The sequence below is a fragment of the Sphingomonas sp. URHD0057 genome (genome assembly GCF_000620665.1).
Lineage (GTDB): Bacteria > Pseudomonadota > Alphaproteobacteria > Sphingomonadales > Sphingomonadaceae > Sphingomicrobium.
This window is the reverse complement of the sequence record NZ_KK211163.1, coordinates 23,250-41,033: the sequence shown is the minus strand read 5'-3', so window position 1 is coordinate 41,033 and position 17,784 is coordinate 23,250. Positions and strand designations below refer to the sequence as shown.

Annotated in this window: 16 protein-coding genes; all 16 read left to right on the top strand. The window is 63.7% G+C overall.

Annotated features, from left to right (window positions below; all coding sequences use genetic code 11):
* Window positions 1–397: 397 nt before the first annotated feature.
* The gene (locus N539_RS0114495) at window positions 398–601 is read left to right on the top strand and encodes a Flp family type IVb pilin (protein WP_028970840.1); all 204 of its coding nucleotides are present in this window, start codon (window positions 398–400) and stop codon (window positions 599–601) included.
* Between the two features lie 101 nt (window positions 602–702).
* Window positions 703–906 carry a Flp family type IVb pilin gene (locus N539_RS0114490; RefSeq protein ID WP_231463143.1) on the top strand — a complete coding sequence of 68 codons (204 nt, stop codon included), beginning with the start codon at window positions 703–705 and terminating at the stop codon, window positions 904–906.
* 305 nt (window positions 907–1,211) lie between these two features.
* On the top strand, window positions 1,212–2,189 hold the full coding sequence (gene cpaB, locus N539_RS17425; RefSeq protein WP_051531887.1) for a Flp pilus assembly protein CpaB: 978 nt from the start codon (window positions 1,212–1,214) through the stop codon (window positions 2,187–2,189).
* Window positions 2,179–3,666, top strand: a complete 1,488-nt coding sequence (locus N539_RS17420; RefSeq protein WP_051531886.1) for a type II and III secretion system protein family protein — start codon at window positions 2,179–2,181, stop codon at window positions 3,664–3,666. Before cpaB ends, N539_RS17420 begins: the two co-directional genes overlap by 11 nt.
* Complete coding sequence (locus N539_RS17415) at window positions 3,656–3,958, top strand: hypothetical protein (RefSeq protein ID WP_231463139.1); 303 nt, start codon at window positions 3,656–3,658, stop codon at window positions 3,956–3,958. Before N539_RS17420 ends, N539_RS17415 begins: the two co-directional genes overlap by 11 nt.
* Window positions 3,959–3,970: 12 nt before the next feature.
* Window positions 3,971–5,530, top strand: a complete 1,560-nt coding sequence (locus tag N539_RS0114465; protein ID WP_028970838.1) for a pilus assembly protein TadG-related protein — start codon at window positions 3,971–3,973, stop codon at window positions 5,528–5,530.
* Entirely contained in the window at window positions 5,527–6,069 is a 543-nt protein-coding gene (locus N539_RS0114460) for a TadE/TadG family type IV pilus assembly protein (protein WP_028970837.1), read from the top strand. Before N539_RS0114465 ends, N539_RS0114460 begins: the two co-directional genes overlap by 4 nt.
* Window positions 6,066–6,689 carry a TadE/TadG family type IV pilus assembly protein gene (locus N539_RS0114455; protein WP_037553023.1) on the top strand — a complete coding sequence of 208 codons (624 nt, stop codon included), beginning with the start codon at window positions 6,066–6,068 and terminating at the stop codon, window positions 6,687–6,689. Before N539_RS0114460 ends, N539_RS0114455 begins: the two co-directional genes overlap by 4 nt.
* Before the next feature lie 10 nt (window positions 6,690–6,699).
* Window positions 6,700–7,905 (top strand): AAA family ATPase, encoded by a 1,206-nt coding sequence (locus tag N539_RS17410; RefSeq protein WP_156030042.1) that lies wholly within the window; start codon window positions 6,700–6,702, stop codon window positions 7,903–7,905.
* Window position 7,906: 1 nt separating this feature from the next.
* Window positions 7,907–9,292, top strand: a complete 1,386-nt coding sequence (locus N539_RS0114445; protein WP_028970835.1) for a CpaF family protein — start codon at window positions 7,907–7,909, stop codon at window positions 9,290–9,292.
* A complete protein-coding gene (locus N539_RS0114440) occupies window positions 9,289–10,290 on the top strand; it encodes a type II secretion system F family protein (protein WP_028970834.1) in 1,002 nt (333 codons plus the stop codon). The genes N539_RS0114445 and N539_RS0114440 overlap by 4 nt, the downstream gene beginning before the upstream one ends.
* Before the next feature lie 4 nt (window positions 10,291–10,294).
* Window positions 10,295–11,281, top strand: a complete 987-nt coding sequence (locus N539_RS0114435) for a type II secretion system F family protein (protein WP_028970833.1) — start codon at window positions 10,295–10,297, stop codon at window positions 11,279–11,281.
* A gap of 2 nt (window positions 11,282–11,283) precedes the next feature.
* A complete protein-coding gene (locus N539_RS18015; RefSeq protein ID WP_051531884.1) occupies window positions 11,284–12,519 on the top strand; it encodes a LytR C-terminal domain-containing protein in 1,236 nt (411 codons plus the stop codon).
* Window positions 12,516–13,325 carry a tetratricopeptide repeat protein gene (locus tag N539_RS0114425; protein WP_028970832.1) on the top strand — a complete coding sequence of 270 codons (810 nt, stop codon included), beginning with the start codon at window positions 12,516–12,518 and terminating at the stop codon, window positions 13,323–13,325. Before N539_RS18015 ends, N539_RS0114425 begins: the two co-directional genes overlap by 4 nt.
* Complete coding sequence (locus tag N539_RS0114420) at window positions 13,322–13,849, top strand: A24 family peptidase (protein WP_028970831.1); 528 nt, start codon at window positions 13,322–13,324, stop codon at window positions 13,847–13,849. Before N539_RS0114425 ends, N539_RS0114420 begins: the two co-directional genes overlap by 4 nt.
* A 618-nt stretch (window positions 13,850–14,467) precedes the next feature.
* Window positions 14,468–17,784: beta strand repeat-containing protein (locus tag N539_RS18875; RefSeq protein WP_197018444.1), on the top strand; the 3,317-nt coding region annotated here is incomplete at its 3' end.

The window sequence follows — 17,784 nt, the reverse complement described above, 5'->3', positions numbered from 1 at the left end:
TGGTTCGTCACGAAAGCGCAACGAAATCCACGCTTTGAGCTGTGGAAAACTCGTGTCGCTGCGGGGACACCCCGTCCAATTTTGGCACACAATGTGCCTGCTCTGGCTCACCGAAGAGCCACGTTAATTCACAAATAACGTTTAATCTCAGCTACTTACTAATGTCGGCTGACAGACTATGGGTTAACGATGGATAATAAACTTTGGTTGACAAGGTATTAACACGGGCGCAGCCAGCGGGGGCTGAGCGCTCGGGGGCAACGGCGCGGCCGCACCATTTACTCGGTTCCACGCGGCCACGACTGGGGAGCATCGCTTTCCTTCTCCCATCGACGCGAAGGCTTTGGAGTCCGCGCCGGGCAACTAGTGGCGCGGGTACATGAGGGAAGGAATGACAATGACTAAGTTCATCAACCTGATGAAGGACGATTCGGGTGCCTCGGCCGCCGAATACGCCCTCATCCTCGCCATCGTCGGCGCGGGCATTGCGATTGCTGCCTGGACTCTTGGCAAGAACATCTCGAACGCCATGGATAGCGTTGGCACCAAGATCGCGACCTGCACCACGAGCACGCCGTCGGTCACTCCGGTCGGCTGCTAAATCTAATGGGGCAGGCCGATTCGTCGGCCTGCCCCTTCTTTCGTTTGTGACACCCGCGCCGGGCAAAAGGGGTGCGGGATTTTTCGGGGAAGGAAAACATTGTGACGAAATTCATTAACATGCTGAATGACGATTCGGGTGCCTCGGCCGCCGAATACGCGCTGATCCTCGCCATCGTCGGCGCGGGCATTGCGATTGCTGCCTGGACTCTTGGCAAGAATATTTCGAACGCCATGGGCAGCGTTGGCAATAAGATCGCGACCTGCACCACGAGCACGCCGTCGGTCACTCCGGTCGGCTGCTAATGCAATGAGGGGCAGGCTGGTTATGCCAGCCTGCCCTTTTTTTTCCTCCGCTGGAGGTTGCCGATGTGGTTTCCAATCAAACTGTTGCGAAACTGCACTGGAGCGTCCGCGGCGGAATATGCACTCATTCTGGCAATCATCGGGGCAGGAATTGCCTTCGCAGCCGTGTCCTTGGCCGACTCCATCAGCAATGCTCTTGGTCAGACCGGAACGGTGATCGCGACCTGCGCGAATCTGTGTTAATTAACTAAGTGCTTATGCGGGCCGTAAATTTGCGTTAGTATGCCCGCGGGGGGTAACGACTGATGTCACGTCAATCGATGATCGCGCTTGGGGTAGCGCTGCTTTTGGGGCTGGTCGCGGTGTTTCTCGCGAACTCTTATCTCAATGGTACGCAGCAACGCGCGCAGCTGGCCGGCACCACCAAGGTCGCCGTCGCCGCAATGCCACTCGCTTACGGCAGCGACATCACGCCGGACAAGATCCGGTTCGTCGAATTTCCCAACACCAGCATCCCGGCTGGCGCATTCACCAACGCGGCTTTGCTCGTGCCTGCGGGCCAGAAGCCGCGTATCGCTTTGCTGCCGATCGGCGTGAATGAGCCGATCCTCGCCAACAAGATCACGGGCGTGGGCCAGGGTGCCTCGATCGCCGCTCTGCTGCCCGCGGGCATGCGCGCCGCGACCGTGCGCATCAATGACGTCTCGGGCGTCGCCGGCTTCGTCCAGCCCAACGACAGCGTCGACGTGTTGATCACGCGCACTGTCCAGGGCGCCGACCGCAGCACCCAGCTGACCGACGTGCTCCTGCAGAACGTCCGCGTCATAGCCATCGACCAGAACGCGAAGAATTCGGACGGCACTCCGGCCGTCGCGCGGACCGCGACGCTGGAAGTTAGCCCGATTGATTCGCAAAAGCTTGCGCTGGCCCAGGAGGCTGGAAGCTTGAGCCTCGTCCTGCGCAAGCCGGGCGAAGTGAACAATCCGGTCGTCGAGACCGTCAGCATGAATGATCTGCGCTACAACATGTACGGCGGCGCGCGCTATCCGGCGCCGGCGTCGGTCGGTGCGTTCGGGATGGGGGCGGTTGCCAGTGGGATCAGCACGGCCATGGGCCGCGCGGGCGCGCAGATCGTCGGCGAAACGTCGCGGGGGCCCGGCGGGTCGGCGCACCGCTCGAGCAGCGGTGGCGCGCGCAAGGCCGCCGCTTCGCCGTCGCATCAGGTGGAAGTCTATCGCGGGGTCAAGAGCGACCAGGTGAAGGTGGGGGATTATGGCCGCTAGGATCATGAAACGGGCCGCGTTGCTCGCGGTGGCCGGGGCGGCGCTCGCCGTCGCCCAGCCGGCAGTTGCGCAGGTCAGCATCGCCACCGGCGTCCAGGCCGGCGAGCTCGACGTTCCGGTCAACAAGAGCCAGGTGGTTCGGGTCGACCGGCCCTATGCCAAGGCGCTGATCGGCAACGATGCGATCGCGGACATCGTCCCCATCACGTCGACCTCGGTCTATGTGCTGGGCAAGAAGACCGGCACCACTAGCCTCACGCTCTACGACCGTTCGAGCAATCTGATCGCCGTCGTCGACGTCGTCGTCGGCCCCGACGTGACCACGCTCAAGCGCCAGCTTTCGGAAGTGGTTCCGGGGACCGAGATCACCGCGCGCATGTCCAATGACTCGGTCATCCTCGAGGGCATCGTGCCCAATTCGGTTTACGCCGACCGCGCGGTCCAGGTCGCCGAGACCTATGCTCCGGGCAAGGTCGTCAATCTGCTCGGCATCGGTTCCGCGCAGCAGGTGATGCTCGAGGTCCGCTTTGCCGAGGTCAAGCGCTCGGCGTTGAAGCAGATCGGCCTCAGCTGGTTCGTCGGCAGCGATGCCGGCAAGCTCCAGGGCGCGAGCGGCGGCGGCGCCAGCCTGGTTCCGGATCCCGACACCGGCGCCGGCGTGGTCAAGCTCGATGCGATCACCGGCAGCTTCGGTATCATCTCGCGGACCTTCCGCGGCTTGGGCGAGAACTTCAACGTCACCCTCGACGCGCTCGAGAAGAAGGGCGCGATCACCACGCTTGCCGAGCCGACCCTGGTCGCTCTGTCGGGCGAGACCGCGAGCTTCCTCGCCGGCGGCGAGTTCCCGGTGCCGGTCGTCCAGTCGGGTGGTGGTGGTACTGGGGGTGGAAACAACAACGCCCTAACCGTCGAATGGAAACCGTTCGGGGTGAGTTTGGCGTTTACGCCGACGGTGCTGGCGGACGGTGTCATCAACCTCGTCGTCCAGCCCGAGGTGAGCTCGATCGACCCGACCGCCTCGATCGTCATCAACAACCTCACCATTCCGGGCCTGCAGACGCGGCGGGCGCGGACCGTGGTCGAGATGCGCGACGGCGAAAGCTTCGCCCTCGCCGGCCTCATCCGCAAGGACTTTCAGGACACCGTACGGCAGGTCCCCCTGCTCGGATCGCTGCCGATCATCGGGACGCTGTTCCGCTCGAGCGGGTTCCAGAACGACCAGACCGAGCTGGTGATCATCGTCACTCCGCGGCTGGTCCGGCCGGTGCCGGCGGGGACGCTCAAGGCGCCGACCGACCGCGTCGGCCCGCCCAACGAGGCGGACCTGTTCCTCAACGGCCGCACCGACACCGGCGTCCCGCCGGCGGCGACGCCGTTCGTCCAGCCGGTTCCGGGTCCGGTTTTGCCGCCGCCAGGCGGGATGGCGCTGGCGAAGCAGCCGCACGGCTTCGAAAAGGATTACGGCCATGTCCTCTAGGCTTTTGCTGATTGCCGCGACTGCCGCGACCGCGGTCGCGCTCGGCGGGTGCAACACCGTCCACAAGAACATCGGCCAGGACGATCCCGGCTTCGGCGAGGCGGCCAAATACGATGCCGCGCTGCAGATCATCAATCCGGCCCCGGTCTATGCCGAGGGCGGGGCGCAGCCGGGCGAAAATGGGGACAAGGGTGCGCAGGCGGTCAAGCGCTACCGCACCGACCAGGTGAAGAAGCTGGAGACGATGCAGACGACGGGCACTTCGGGCTCGTCCGGAAGCACGCCGCGCTGAGGATGACGCTCGATGAGACGCTCGGTCCGAAGTCTATGGAGAAATAGCGAAGGCTCGGTTGCGCCGACCGTCGCGCTGTCGCTCGTCGCCCTGATCGCGGCGGGCGGCGTTGCCTTCGATTACGCCCAGCTGGCGTCGATGGATACCGAGCTCCAGCAAGCCGCAGACCAGGCGGCCCTGGCGGCGGCGACACAGCTCGACGGCAAGGCGGGCGCCATCACGCGCGCTCAGGCTGCAGCGCAATCGATGATCACCAACGTCACCAAGTTCGCGGATGACGGCGGCGGCAGCGCAGTCGGCGGCATGACCTTCACTTTCTACGCGAGCTACAACCAGACGTCGGTCCCGGATTCCTACGGGACGGTGGTCACGCCGGGAGCGGCGGGCGCGGACGCGAGCGCCAAGGTGGTCAAGGTAACCATCGGATCGCGTACCGCGAGATATGCGCTGACGCCGATCGTCGGCGCGATTTCCGGGTCGTCCACCGCCAACGCCACGGCAAGTGTAGGCAATGCCATCTGCAAGACGCCGCCGGTAATGCTGTGCAATCCGGATGAGCCGCTGGGAAACACCAACGAAGACCTCGCCTACAATCCCGTTCGCGGTCAGGGACTTCGCTTGGTGACAGGCGATGCCACCGTGCCCGGCAATTTTGGTTGGCTTGAAGCCGCGATAGGTAATGGCGCACCGGCGCTCGCTGGTGAACTCGGATACAACACACCGCTCGGCGAATGTCAGGCGATTACGGGGGTAACTACCAAAACGGGCATGGATACGAGCGTGCTGAACGCGCTAAACACCAGATTCGACGTTTATCAAAATGGCAACAACACTTGCCCCTCACAGTATGGTGGCACTTGCTCGCCCTCAACCAACACTCGCAAGGATTTGGTTTGCAAGCCTAATGGGGCGGGCAACGGTTGCACTAATGATAATTGGAACGAAGCGGGCAAACCCTACGAACCGATCACGGAGTCGCCTCTTAAATCAGATGGCAGCGAAGATCCGGACTTCATTGGTTACCCACACGATCTGTGTCACGCTCGTGAGATCGGCCTCCAGAGCTGCGGAGTAAAAGGGGACGGCAACTGGGATCGCGCTGCGTACTTCCGGATCAACTATAACGGCACGACCGATTGGCAAACTCTGACCGGACTGCCAGCCACTGCCTCGCGCTGGGATGTCTATTCGTGGGAACTGACGCACCGAAGCATGACGGTCGCAGGAAAAGCCGTCGGAATCGATGCCCCACTGATCAAGGGCAATGAGGGATCATTTTCATACCCGGCAACCGGTCGGACCGGCGTGGCTGCTTCGACGTCGCAACCCGATCGGCGGCGGATCGCAGCTGCAGTTCTCAATTGTCGGGCCTTAGATGTGCACGGCAAGACGAGTGATGTTCCGGTTCCGACTTGGCTTGACATGTTTCTGATCGAACCGGCTTGGCCTCGGGGACAAGGCTCCCACAAGTTCACTAACCAAAAGGACGTCTACGTCGAGATTATTGGCACAACCAATGCATCGTCGGCGAACCAGGTCATTGAACGGAATAAGCCGTTCCTGATCCGATGACCAAAACCACGCTCCTTTACCTGTTGCGGGACACGCGCGGAGCTGCGGCGGCCGAGATGGTGTTGGTGCTGCCGCTTCTGCTGGTGATCATGTTCGGCTCGGTCGAGCTCGGCAATTACATGCTCAACGAGCACACACTGCTGAAGGCGGTCCGCGACGGAGCTCGCTACGCAGCGCGACAGCCTTTCGCCAGCTATTCGGGATGCAACGGAACCGCGGCGAGCGTGCCCACCGCAGTGTCGGACAATACCAAATTGCTGGTCAGAAAGGGCACGCTGAGCAGCTCCGATCCCGATCTGCTGTCCAATTGGACCGACGCTTCGACCTATTTTTCGGTCCAAATGACCTGCTCTACAGCGGCGGGTGGCACGACTCTGGGTGGCATTTACCTGGGTAACACCACAGGGACCGCGAATGTCGCACCAGCCGTTCAGGTCTATGCTCGTATTAAATACAAGCCGATCCTTGGTCTGTTCGGTTTCACCGGAAGTGGATTTTACTTGGACGCCGTCGATCAAGCCGCGGTGACCGGGGTATGATTATCTGCAAATCTTTCCTGGGCGACGATCGCGGTGGCGGCGCGGTCGAGTTCGCGCTTGTCCTGCCGTTCTTGATCCTGATGCTGTTCGGGGTGATCGATTGCGGGCGGTGGATGTTTTATTACAACATGGCCAGCAAGGCGACGCAGGCTGGTGCGCGGGTCGCCGCCGTCACCCAGATCATCCCAAGTGGATTGGCGGCGAAGAGCTTCGTTGGCGAGACGGTCAATGGCGTTGTCCTGACACAAGGTGACGTCATTCCAGCATCCGCGCTGCCGACGGTCACCTGCAGCAAGCCCAGCGGCACGTTGGCTTGCAGCCCAGTTCCCGCCGGTATGACGCTGACGCCGATCAATGCCAACGGCTGGAACTCGATCCTATACAAGATGCAGAGCACGTACCCAGGAATTGGCGATGCGAATGTGAGGGTGGAATATCGCGGATCAGGGGTGGGCTACGCGGGCGATCCAGGCGGAATGGACCTGTCCCCGCTTGTGACAGTTAGACTCATCGGTCTTAAATTTACTCCTATTTCCAGCTTTCTCTTGGCCAACGTCAACATGCCCGAGTTCGCGACCACTCTAACTGCAGAGGACGCGGTCGGGACGGTGTCGAATTGAGGAAGCGATAGTGAGCGTGATCAGCCCGAACGAAACCGCGAAGACCTGGCGCGCCAATACGCCCGAGGCCTCGATCCTGCTCTACGTAAGCGGGGTGGACGGCGACGCGGGTGCGCTGGCCGGCACGCGGGTCTCCGGCTATCCGCTCAATCTCTGCATTTCTCCGGTCACCGACTGGATCGATGCCGAGGAGGTTTCCGGCGCAGTTGCGGCGGTGGTCCAGGTCGATCCCGACACGCCCGCCTCGATCAAGCGCTTTCAGAAGCTCGCGGACTCGGTGGAAACGCCGCTGATCGCCGCGGCTTACGAACCGCCACTTGCCTTGGTGCGGTCGCTGATCCGCGCCGGCGCTCACGACGTCGTCGGGCTTCCGCTCGACATGGAGGACCTGGAAGCCGCGATCCAATCCTTGCCCGCGCCGACGGCCGTCGCCGACGCTTCGGGCAAAGTGCGCACGGGCAAGCTGGTCAGCGTGGTGAAGAGCGTTGGTGGAGTCGGCGCAACCGCGCTGCTGACGCAGATGGCGGTGCTCTATGCGGCGAGCGAAGCGAAGCACGACCGCGAGGCCTGCCTGATCGACCTCGACGTGCAGTTCGGCGACGTCGCTTTCCAGCTGGGCCTGCGGCCGCGGCTCTCTTTGACCGATCTTCTGGAAGCGGGCGGCGCGCGCCTTGATGGCTCGCTGATCCGCGCGACGACGAGCGAACACTCAAGCGGGCTCAAAGTCATTCCCGCGCCACCCGAAATGGCGCCGCTCGAAGGCGTTTCGAGCGATCACATGCTGCAGATCGTCGAGCAGGCGACCAAGGAATTCGGCACGACGTTCATCGACCTGCCGACCAATTGGACGAACTGGTCGCTGTCGCTGGTTGCTCGTTCGAACCTGGTCCTGCTGATCACCGAGCTTTCGGTCGCCGGCCTCAACCGCGCAAAGCGGCAACTCGACCTGCTTCAATCGCAGGGCCTGGGCGGCCTCGATATTCGCGTGGTCGTCAATCGCTATGAAAAAAGCCAGGCGCGGACCATCCGGCCTTCGGATGTCAGCGCGGCGCTCGGCCGCGACATCGCTTATACGGTTGCAAACGATTTCGCGCTGGTTCGCTCCGCCATCGATCGCGGCGTTTCGATCAATGAATTGAAGCGCAAGAGCGCGGTTGCAAAGGATCTCGAGCAGCTTGATCGCGGCATCGCTGCCGGCCTGGGTTTGGAGCGTTAGCATGTGGCAAATTCGTAAAAGCGCGGCTGAACCGGTCGAGCAGCAGCGCGAGAAGAATCGCGAAGAGCATCGGCTGGTCACGATTGGCGACGCCGGCGCGTTCGCCAAGCGCGACAAGCACACCGACCTCAAGGTCGAGCTCCACCAGCGGTTGCTCGATCTCATCAATCTGCAGGCGCTCGACAAAATGTCGCGCGAGCAGATCGAGGAAGAAGTCGGCGATATCGTTGCCGAGGAGCTCGCCAAGCAGAATCACGCGCTCAACCATGCCGAGCGCAAGGCGCTGGTCGGAGACGTTCTCCACGAATTGCTCGGCCTCGGCCCACTCGAGCCGCTGCTCAAGGATCCGACCATCACCGACATCCTGGTGAACGGGTGCGACAATGTGTTCGTCGAGCGGTACGGCGTGCTCGAGCCGAGCGCGGCACGCTTCAAGGATGAGCGGCACCTGCTTCGAATTATCCAGAAAATCGTCTCGGCCGTGGGACGGCGCATCGATGAATCCTCGCCGATGGTCGATGCCCGCCTGGCCGACGGCAGCCGCGTCAACGCGGTCGTGCCGCCGCTGGCGCTCGACGGCTCGCTGCTCTCGATCCGCAAGTTCGCCCGGATCCCGATCAGCATGGATCGCCTGATCGAAATCGGCAGCATTCCGGAGCAGGTCAGCGAGGTCCTGCGGGCGATCGTCGGATCACGCCGCAACGTCCTCATTTCAGGGGGCACCGGCTCCGGCAAGACGACGCTGCTCAATGCCATGTCGGCGTTCATCGACGGCCGCGAGCGGATCGTGACGATCGAGGATTCGGCCGAACTTCAGCTTCAGCAGGAGCACGTGGTCCGGCTCGAGACCCGGCCGCCGAACATCGAAGGCAAGGGCGAGATCACCCAGCGCGAGCTGGTCAAGAACTCGCTTCGCATGCGTCCCGACCGAATCATCCTTGGCGAGGTCCGCGCCGGCGAAGCGTTCGACATGCTTCAGGCGATGAACACCGGTCACGACGGGTCGATGACCACGGTTCACGCCAATACGCCGCGCGATGCCTTGTCCCGTGTCGAGCAGATGATCGGCATGAGCGGCGTCGACGTCCCGCCGCGTTCGGCGCGCGCGCAAATCTCCTCCGCCATCAACGTCGTTGTCCAGGTTGCGCGACTGGCGGACGGCCGGCGCAAGGTGGTCAGCGTCTCCGAGCTGACCGGCATGGAAGGCGAAGTCATCACGATGCAGGAGATCTTCCGCTATCGTCAGACCGGCGTCAGCGCGGACAATATCGTTCAGGGCAAGTTCGAGGCGACCGGCATCCGGCCCCGCTTCCTCGACCAGGTCATGGCGCACGGCATCACCCTTTCGGCGGAGCTGTTCCGCCCTGACGCGAAGTTCGGCGAATGAACCCCGGCTGGATCCAACCGCTGCTCCTCGTCTGCGTGTTCGGCGCGGTCGTTCTCGCCGCCGAAGTCCTGGTTCAGTGGCTGGCGAGCTCGAGGGCCGAGGGCAAGGCGATCAACCTTCGCCTGAAGATGATCGGCCGCGGCCAGTCGCAGAGCGAAACCCTCAACCTGCTTCGCAGGTCCGACGGCGCCTTGCCGAGCGGCTTGCCGCCGGCGATCGTCAAGATCGGGCAGAAGTTCGAGCGCATGCTGATGCAGGCGCAGTTCACGGTGGCGACGAGCCGCCTGATGCTGCTGATCCTGGTCGCTCCGCTGGCGATCTTCTTCCTCATGCTCGTCCTGATGATCACGAGCGGCATGGGGGTCAGCTTCGGCCGTGTCCTCATTAGCGCGGTCTTCTCGGGCCTGCTCGGGGCGGCGCTGCCGATCATGTTCATCAATTTCAAAGCCACCCGCATGCGCAAGAAGATGCAGGAGCAATTCCCGGTTGCGCTCGACGTCTTCGTGCGTGGTCTGCGGGCCGGCCACCCGATCGCGGCCGCGCTCGACCTGCTCACGGTCGAAATGGCGGATCCGATCGGAACGCAGTTCGGAATGGCGGTCGACGAGGTGACCTACGGCGCCGACCTCAAGGACGCGCTGCAGAACATGGCCGAGCGCTGGGACCTCGAGGACATGCGGATGTTTGTCGTCTCGCTGTCGGTCCAGAGCGAGACCGGCGGAAACCTCGCCGAGATCCTGGAGAACCTGTCGCAGGTCATCCGCGAGCGTCAGTCGATGTACCTGAAGGTAAGGGCGCTTTCGAGCGAGGGCCGGATGACCGCCGTCATGCTGACGGTGCTGCCACTCTTCGCGTTCGTCAGCCTGTTTCTGCTGAACCCGCCATTCTTCCTGGACGTCGCCAACGACCCCTGGTTCGTCCCGGGCTTCGTGTTTTTGATCATCCTTTATCTGACCGGCTTCTTCACGATCCGGAAGATGATCGACTTGAAGGTATGATGCGATGATCGAGCTGATCGCCGAAAATGGTCCGCTGCGGGTTCTGCTGCTGATCCTGCTGTTCGTCGGCGTTGCCGCGGCAAGCTATATTTCGGCGCGCGCGATGAGCGTTCGCCAACTGACCCGCCGCCGCCTGCTCGCCGACGGGCCGGATATGCGCGGCGGCACCGCGACGCTGGCCTCGCTGCGCACCGACCGGGTGCAGAGCGCCTGGCTGACGCTCGTCAACGCGATCGAGAAGCGCGGGCTGAGCCTCGTCGACACCAAGGACCAGGCGGTCCGCCGCAAGCTGATCGCGGCCGGTTTCACCGCGCCCCACGCGCCGCGCGTCTACACGCTGGTCCGGCTGGTGTTGGTGATCGGCCTGCCGATTCTCGTGCTCGTGCTCTATTGGCTCGGCGGCTCAAGCCCCGGAATCATCAAGCTTTACGGTTCGCTGGTGTTGGCGGCGGTGTTTGGTCTCTACGTGCCGGCGATCTTCGTCCGCGCTCGCGCCGACCGGCGCCAGCGCGACATCATCAACGGCTTTCCCGACGCGCTCGACCTGATGCTGGTCTGCGTTGAGGCCGGCCTCGGCCTCGAAGCCGCGTTCGCCCGCGTGGGGATGGAGATGACGACCTCGCATCCGCGCCTGTCCGAGCAGCTCGGCGCGGTGGTGCTCGAGCTGCGCGCCGGGCGCAGCCACGAAGATGCGCTGCGGCGGATGGCCGACCGCGCCGGAGCGGACGAGATCAAGGCGTTCGCGACCCTGCTCATTCAGTCGACCAAGCTCGGTTCGTCGATTGCGCAGACGCTGCGCATCTACGCGTCGGAAATGCGCGAGCGGCGGCGGATGAAGGCGGAGGAAAAAGCGCACCGGCTGCCGGTTCTGCTTTCCATTCCGCTCGTCGTGTGCATGCTTCCGTGCATGATCGGGGTTCTCATGTTGCCGGCCGCCATCCGCGTTGCGCGCGCGGTGCTGCCGGCGCTTCAAGGGGCAGGGGGAGGCTAACCATGCGCGGGGGGACTTCGTCACTCGTTTATGCCGGCTTTCTCGTCGCGGCCGGATGCGCCTCGACGACGCAAACGTCGGAGGTGAAGATCCGCGCCATTCCCGACGCTTCGGCCAAGCTGAGGCCGGGATCGGCGCTGCTTGCGGACGCCAACGGGCAGCTCGCGATCGGCAACGTCGGCCTGGCGCTCGAAGGATTCCGCAAGGCGCTGCGCGAGCAGCCCAACAGCGCCGACGCCTATGCCGGCCTTGCCCGCGCCTACGAAGCGATGGGGCGGTTCGATCTGGCGCGTTCGAATTACGAAGCCGCGCTTGCACTGACGCCCAAGGATCCGGTGCTGCTGACCGGCGTCGCGGATTCGATGGATCAGCAAGGCAATGCGTTCGATGCCGCCATGGCCCGCCGGGAGGCGGCCGCGGTCATCAGCTCGATGCCGGTGGCTCAGCCCAAGCAGGTCAGCGAGTATGTGCCGATCGCGACTCCGGCGTTGGCGTCGAGCATCACGGTCGAGCTCCCCGCCGCTCGGCCCGCAGCCCCGCAGCTTGCACCGCGGCCCACGGTCACCGTTGAGCTGCCGGCGAAGGCGCCGGTTGCACCGCAGCCCACCGTCACTGTTGAGTTGCCGACGCTCGCACGGCGGACGGATGTTCCCATTGCGACGCCGACATTGAGCTCGTCGGTCACGGTTGCGCTGCCGCCGCTTCGACCACTGCAGATGGTGAGCGCGGCATCGGCGATCCGTGTCGAGTTGCCGCTCCTACCGGAGACCGTGGAGGCGCCGGCGCCCAAGATGGCAAAGGCGCCGATCACCGACAATCGCGCGCCGTATCTCGAGCGGCTTTCGCTTGCCGAGGTTGCCTTGGTCACAGACGGCCGGCCGGTGTGGCAAGCCCAGGTCGTCGCGCAGACTCGCGGCAGCACGACCGTGCGCTGGGTGCCGATCATGATGGCCCAGGCACGCCCGAACATTCGCGTGCTCAATGCTGCCCAACGGCAAGGGCTGGCGGCCCAGAGCCGCGCGGTCCTACTCGACCGCGGCTGGCGCAAGATCGAGATCGGAAACGCCGACGCGCGCGCGCGCAGCGTGGTGTTTTACCCGATTGCCCGCCGGACGCTTGGCCGAAGCCTCGCCGCGCAATTCGGCTTCCCCGCGCAACCAGTCGCCAACAGCAATGTCCTGGTTGTCGTGCTGGGACGCGATGCGCCGCGAAATGCGGTGCTGCCGAAGCGCGGATGATCCTTCCGTTCCTGGTTGCCTTGAGCGCAGCCACGGCCGCACCTCTCGATGACGCCGCGATAAGGTCGCAGCTGGAGGAAGCTCAACGCGCCGGAGCTGCGGGTCGCCTGGACCAGGCGCGCCTGATGATTTCGAAGGCGATTGCCGCGGGCGCATCCGAAGTCGATGCGGACCGGGCGATCGGAAACGTCGCGTTCGATGCCAGAAAATTCGCGGAAGCGCTCGCGGCCTACCAGCAAGTGTTGACGGTCACGCCGAAGGATTCCCGGATCCTTGAACGCGCGGGGATCTCGGCGATCGAGATCGGCGACCGCAAGCTTGCTTCGGAGCTGATCGGACGTGCCGTCGAGTCTCCCGCCGCGACCTGGCGCGCTTGGAACGCGCGTGGCGCGGTCGCTGATTACGATCGTGATTGGCCCCAGGCCGACGCGGCGTACGGGAAAGCGGGTGCCCTGGCGCCCGACCGGTCGGAGGTCGCGAATAATCGCGGCTGGTCATTGATCCTGCGCGGCGATTGGGCGAGCGCCGTCTCGCTGTTCGAGCGCGCTGCGCGGGCCGCTCCCAGGAACGAGCGGATCGCGAACAACCTGCAACTGGCCCAAAGTGCATTGGCGGCCGAGCTGCCACGTCGGCAAGCCGGAGAGTCGGATCGCGATTGGGCGGCTCGCCTGAATGATGCCGGCGTTGCCGCCCAGCTACTGGGTGATCGCAAGCGGGCGATCGCCGCCTTTACCCAAGCGCTCGAGGCGAGCGGCAGCTGGTACGAGCGCGCGGCAAACAATCTTGAAGGAGCGAGCGGCCGGTGAACCTCATCATTTTTGCGCCAATGTGGTTAGCCGGATTGCTTCTCCTCGCATTGCTCGCCGCGGCGGCCGAAGATATCTGGCGCCTTCGCATCTCGAACGTGACCGTCCTCGTCGTCATCGCCGGGGCGATTGCGGCGATGGCCTTCGAAGGGTTCCGCGGGCCCCTGTGGCAGAATGCGGTCATCTTCGCCGTGATTATGTTCATTGGGACCTTTGCCTTCTCCGCGAATCTGCTCGGCGGAGGGGACGTGAAATTGCTCGCCGCGACCGGTCTCTGGGTGAACTTCGCGGCCGCGCTCGCGCTCATCGCGTCGATCTTCATTGCCGGCGGAGCGGTTGCGCTCGTCTACATCGCCAAACGCAAGCTGCAGGGCAAAAGGCGAAGCGAGGCGAACCGAATTCCGTACGGCGTCGCGATCGCCGTCGGAGCCCTGTTGGTCCTGGGTTCGCAATATTCGCACAGCCTGACGGTCAAAGGGTACCCGCTGCCGCCCATCAAAGGCGTCAATCTTCCACGCAGCTAAGGCCGCGAGAAGCCGCGGCATCCCAACGTCGAGTCACGGGCGTCTAGCGAACACGCGACTCGGTGCGAGTTTCGAGTCGCGGTCGCCAAGCCGCCCGGCGAAACGATCCGTTCCCATTGTGGGACACGGGCGGCGCAATTTTTTCCGCTTTTCCGTTACGCTGCGACACGCGTCGCTTTGCACGTTCTGTCCGGAACGTGACAAATGTTAACAACCCGGTAACGGTCCACGTTAAAGCAGCCATGCGGTGAGAAGCGCGAAAATCCTCCATTTGATCTGCCAACGAACGGCCGGATTTTCCAAAAACAAGACAATAATGCTCCGACGTTCGCTGGCGTCAGTGACTTATCTAAGATTAATACTTAGAAGAAGTTGTCTTGTTAACCATTTAGTTCTTGCAAGATGTTTTTTGGAACCGGGGCTCCGATTCGTAAAAAACCCGTCCTTGTCTTGCCAACCGCCTGAACTAGTGGTCTCTTTAAGACCTCCGGGGAGCTGAGGGGCGGCTCGGCGTTAACGCTTTTCGTTAAAGGCGGGCGTTCCCCCTCGTAATCCTCACACGCGATTCCAATCGGACCCTAGGGGCAACCGCGGGCCGGACGACGACAGAGGTGAAAAATGGCCGATTATGATGCTTCGCAGGCTGGCTCGAATGCTGCTGACAATGGGCCGATCGCCCGCCCGGATGTCGACTCTCTTCCCGCGGGAAGCATGGGTCCGGCGAGCGGAAACGCGATCAGCGGCGTGGGAACGGTAACCGGCTCGTCCGGTGCCGACACCCCAGGCGCCGGCGGCGCATCGGTGGTCGAAGTTCATGGCGCCGGTGGCGCGAGCAGCGGCGGCAGCGGCAATCTTCAGGCCAGCGGCCAGTACGGCGTTCTGTCGATGGATGCGCAGGGCAATTACAATTACGTGCGCAATCCGGGCACGCCCGACGGCGTTCGTGACGTCTTTCAATACACGCTGGCCGACGCGCAGGGCGCGAACGCCTCGAGCACGCTGACGATCGACATCGGCCAGGTCCTCACCGCCAATGCGGGCATCGTCAACCTGCCGGCGGGCGTCGCAATGTCGGACATCCACGTCGTCGGTCGCGACCTCGTCATCGACATGCCTGACGGCACCCACATGGTCATCCCGAACGGCGCGGTGTTCGTGCCCGACCTGAGCATCGGCGACGTGGCCGTGCCGGCCTCGAACGTGGCTGCTTTGCTCGTCGATTCCGAACCTCAGCCTGCGGCCGGCAACTCGCCGAGCAGCGGCGGCAATTTCGCGGTGGATGTTCCGCCACTCGATCCGGGCGTTCCGCTGGGTGACCTCATTCCGCCGACGGAGCTCGGCTATACTCCGCCCGATTTCGTACCGGTCGGCCAGTTCATCGATCGTGAGCCGACGGTGGTCATCGTGACTCCGGACAATCCGGCCGGCGCAGTGGCCGCGCACGACCAGGTCAGCGAAGCGGGGCTTCCCGCGCGGACGATCGACGGTTCGGCTGAGCCTCAGGGTTCGAACGCGGGGGCCGATATCGAGAGCACCGCGGGGACGATCGTATTCGTCGCCGAGGACGGCCTCGACAGCGTCACCGTCAACGGGGTGGAGATCACGTCCGGCAGCGTCGGGCAGACCATCCAGGGTGAGTTCGGCGTCCTCACCATCACCAGCGTCAATCTCGCCAACGGCCAGATCGGCTATACCTACGCGATCTCGGACAACACGAATCCGGGCGGCGACGGCCATCACGACGATTTCTCGGTGGTTGTGACCGACAGCGACGGCGACGTCGCGACGGCCACGCTGACCGTCGACATCATCGATGATACCCCGACCGCCAACAACGACACCGACTCGGTCGACGTCCAGACTGGGACGGCCGCGGGCAATGTCGTCACCGCCGTTGGAACGACCAACAGCGGGGCCGACACGGTGGGCGCGGACAACGCGCACGTGACCGGCCTGTCGAGCAACAATGTGTCGGGTCATTCCGATAGCGACGCCGCCGGCGGCTTCGTCGTCGACGGCCAATTCGGCACGCTGACCATGAACGCGGACGGCAGCTACAGCTATGTGCTGCACGAAGGCGCGCCGGGCGGTTCGACCGACGTCTTCACGTACACGCTGACCGACGGCGACGGCGATGCGGACACCGCGACGCTGACCATCAACAACCCCGATCGCCCGGTCCAGATCACGAATTTGACGCCCCAGGCGAATGGCGGCGACGTGATCGTCGACGAAGACGATCTGCAAGACGGCTCGGACACGAGCAAGGAATCGACCACGGTCGCCGGCAGTTTCAACATTTCGGCGCCGGACGGCGTCGCCAGCCTGACGGTCGGCGGCGTCAACGTAGTCGTTAACGGCGTATTCCAAGTCGGTGCGCATATCGACACGCCGCTGGGCAACACACTGACCTTCACCGGCTATAACGCGGCGACCGGCGAGATCACGTACACCTATACGCTGCTCGACAACGAGACTCATCCGAATGCCAACGGCGAAAACTCGCTGTTCGAGAATTTCACGGTCGTGCTGACTGACACCGACGGCGACACCGACACCGACACGCTGTCGGTCAACATTGTCGACGACGTTCCGACTGCGCGGGCCGACACCGATACGACGGACAACACAACTCATATCGCGACCGGCAATGTCATCACCGGCGCGGATACGACCTCTGGTGCGCCGGGAGCGGACACCAAGGGTGCCGACGGCGCCGAAGTAACCGGCGCCTCGAGCAACAACGTCCCCGGGCACTCCGACAGCAATCCGAGCGGAGGGTTCGTCATCGATGGCGAGTTCGGCCAGCTGACGCTCAACCCGGACGGCAGCTACAGCTACACCCTGCACGAAAACGCGCCGGGCGGCTCGGTCGACGTCTTCACGTACACACTTACGGATGGCGACGGCGACACGTCGCAGGCGACCCTGACGATCACCAATCCCGATCATCAGCCGACTATCGATGTTCCGAGCGAGGGCGCCGGGACTGTGGTCGATGAAAAGGGACTGCCGCCACACGACGGCCTGCCGGCAGGCTCGGGCGAAATCGCCGACGACGATGCGAACAACGAAAGCGACCAGTCCGAAGTCACGAGTGGAACCATCAATTTCACCTCGGGTGATGCACCGGCGACGGTGACCATCGGTGGCGTCGCGGTTACGGGAACCGTCGGTCAGACCTTCAACGGCGACCACGGCTTCATCACGATCACCAGCTACGATGCGAATGCAGGCACGATCGGGTACACCTATACGCTGACGGACAGCACGACTGACGGCGTCAACGACACCGACAGCTTCGCGATCCGCGTTACGGACGTGGACGGCGACCACGATGACGGCACGCTGACCATCAACATCATCGACGACGTTCCGACCGCACATGGCGACACCAACTCGGTGACCGAAGGCGCGACCCTGACGGTGGGCGCCGGCAGCGGCGTGCTGGTGAACGACGTTCCTGGCGCCGACGGTTTCGACTCCGGTGGCGGCGTCGTTGGCGTCAAGGCCGGCACCGACACGTCGACGGCGGTGCAGAGCGGCGTCAACACGGTGATCCATGGCACCTATGGCGACCTGACGCTGCACGCGGACGGCAGCTATACCTACACCGTCAACCCGGACTCGATCGACGCGGACGCGGTCGATCACTTCGTCTACACGATCAAGGACGGCGATGGCGATCTATCGACGACCACGCTCGACATCAACGTCGACAACGTCGACTTGAGCCCTGACAATCAGACCAAGACTGTCGACGAAGCGGCGCTGGTGATCGGCAGCAATCCGAGCTCGACGGCCGAGACCGTCGGCGGCACCTTGGCCGTCGCCGGGGCGACGGGCTACACGCCTGCCGTCATCGTCGGCACGCACGGCACGCTGACGCTCAACGCCAACGGAACGTACAGCTACACACTGTCGACGCCGGTCGA

Coding starts and splice junctions, on each gene's coding strand:
- N539_RS0114495 (WP_028970840.1), top strand. CDS start 398: ATGACTAAGTTCATCAACCTGATGAAGGACGATTCGGGTGCCTCGGCC.
- cpaB (WP_051531887.1), top strand. CDS start 1,212: ATGTCACGTCAATCGATGATCGCGCTTGGGGTAGCGCTGCTTTTGGGG.
- N539_RS17420 (WP_051531886.1), top strand. CDS start 2,179: ATGGCCGCTAGGATCATGAAACGGGCCGCGTTGCTCGCGGTGGCCGGG.
- N539_RS17415 (WP_231463139.1), top strand. CDS start 3,656: ATGTCCTCTAGGCTTTTGCTGATTGCCGCGACTGCCGCGACCGCGGTC.
- N539_RS0114465 (WP_028970838.1), top strand. CDS start 3,971: ATGAGACGCTCGGTCCGAAGTCTATGGAGAAATAGCGAAGGCTCGGTT.
- N539_RS0114460 (WP_028970837.1), top strand. CDS start 5,527: ATGACCAAAACCACGCTCCTTTACCTGTTGCGGGACACGCGCGGAGCT.
- N539_RS0114455 (WP_037553023.1), top strand. CDS start 6,066: ATGATTATCTGCAAATCTTTCCTGGGCGACGATCGCGGTGGCGGCGCG.
- N539_RS0114445 (WP_028970835.1), top strand. CDS start 7,907: ATGTGGCAAATTCGTAAAAGCGCGGCTGAACCGGTCGAGCAGCAGCGC.
- N539_RS0114440 (WP_028970834.1), top strand. CDS start 9,289: ATGAACCCCGGCTGGATCCAACCGCTGCTCCTCGTCTGCGTGTTCGGC.
- N539_RS0114435 (WP_028970833.1), top strand. CDS start 10,295: ATGATCGAGCTGATCGCCGAAAATGGTCCGCTGCGGGTTCTGCTGCTG.
- N539_RS18015 (WP_051531884.1), top strand. CDS start 11,284: ATGCGCGGGGGGACTTCGTCACTCGTTTATGCCGGCTTTCTCGTCGCG.
- N539_RS0114425 (WP_028970832.1), top strand. CDS start 12,516: ATGATCCTTCCGTTCCTGGTTGCCTTGAGCGCAGCCACGGCCGCACCT.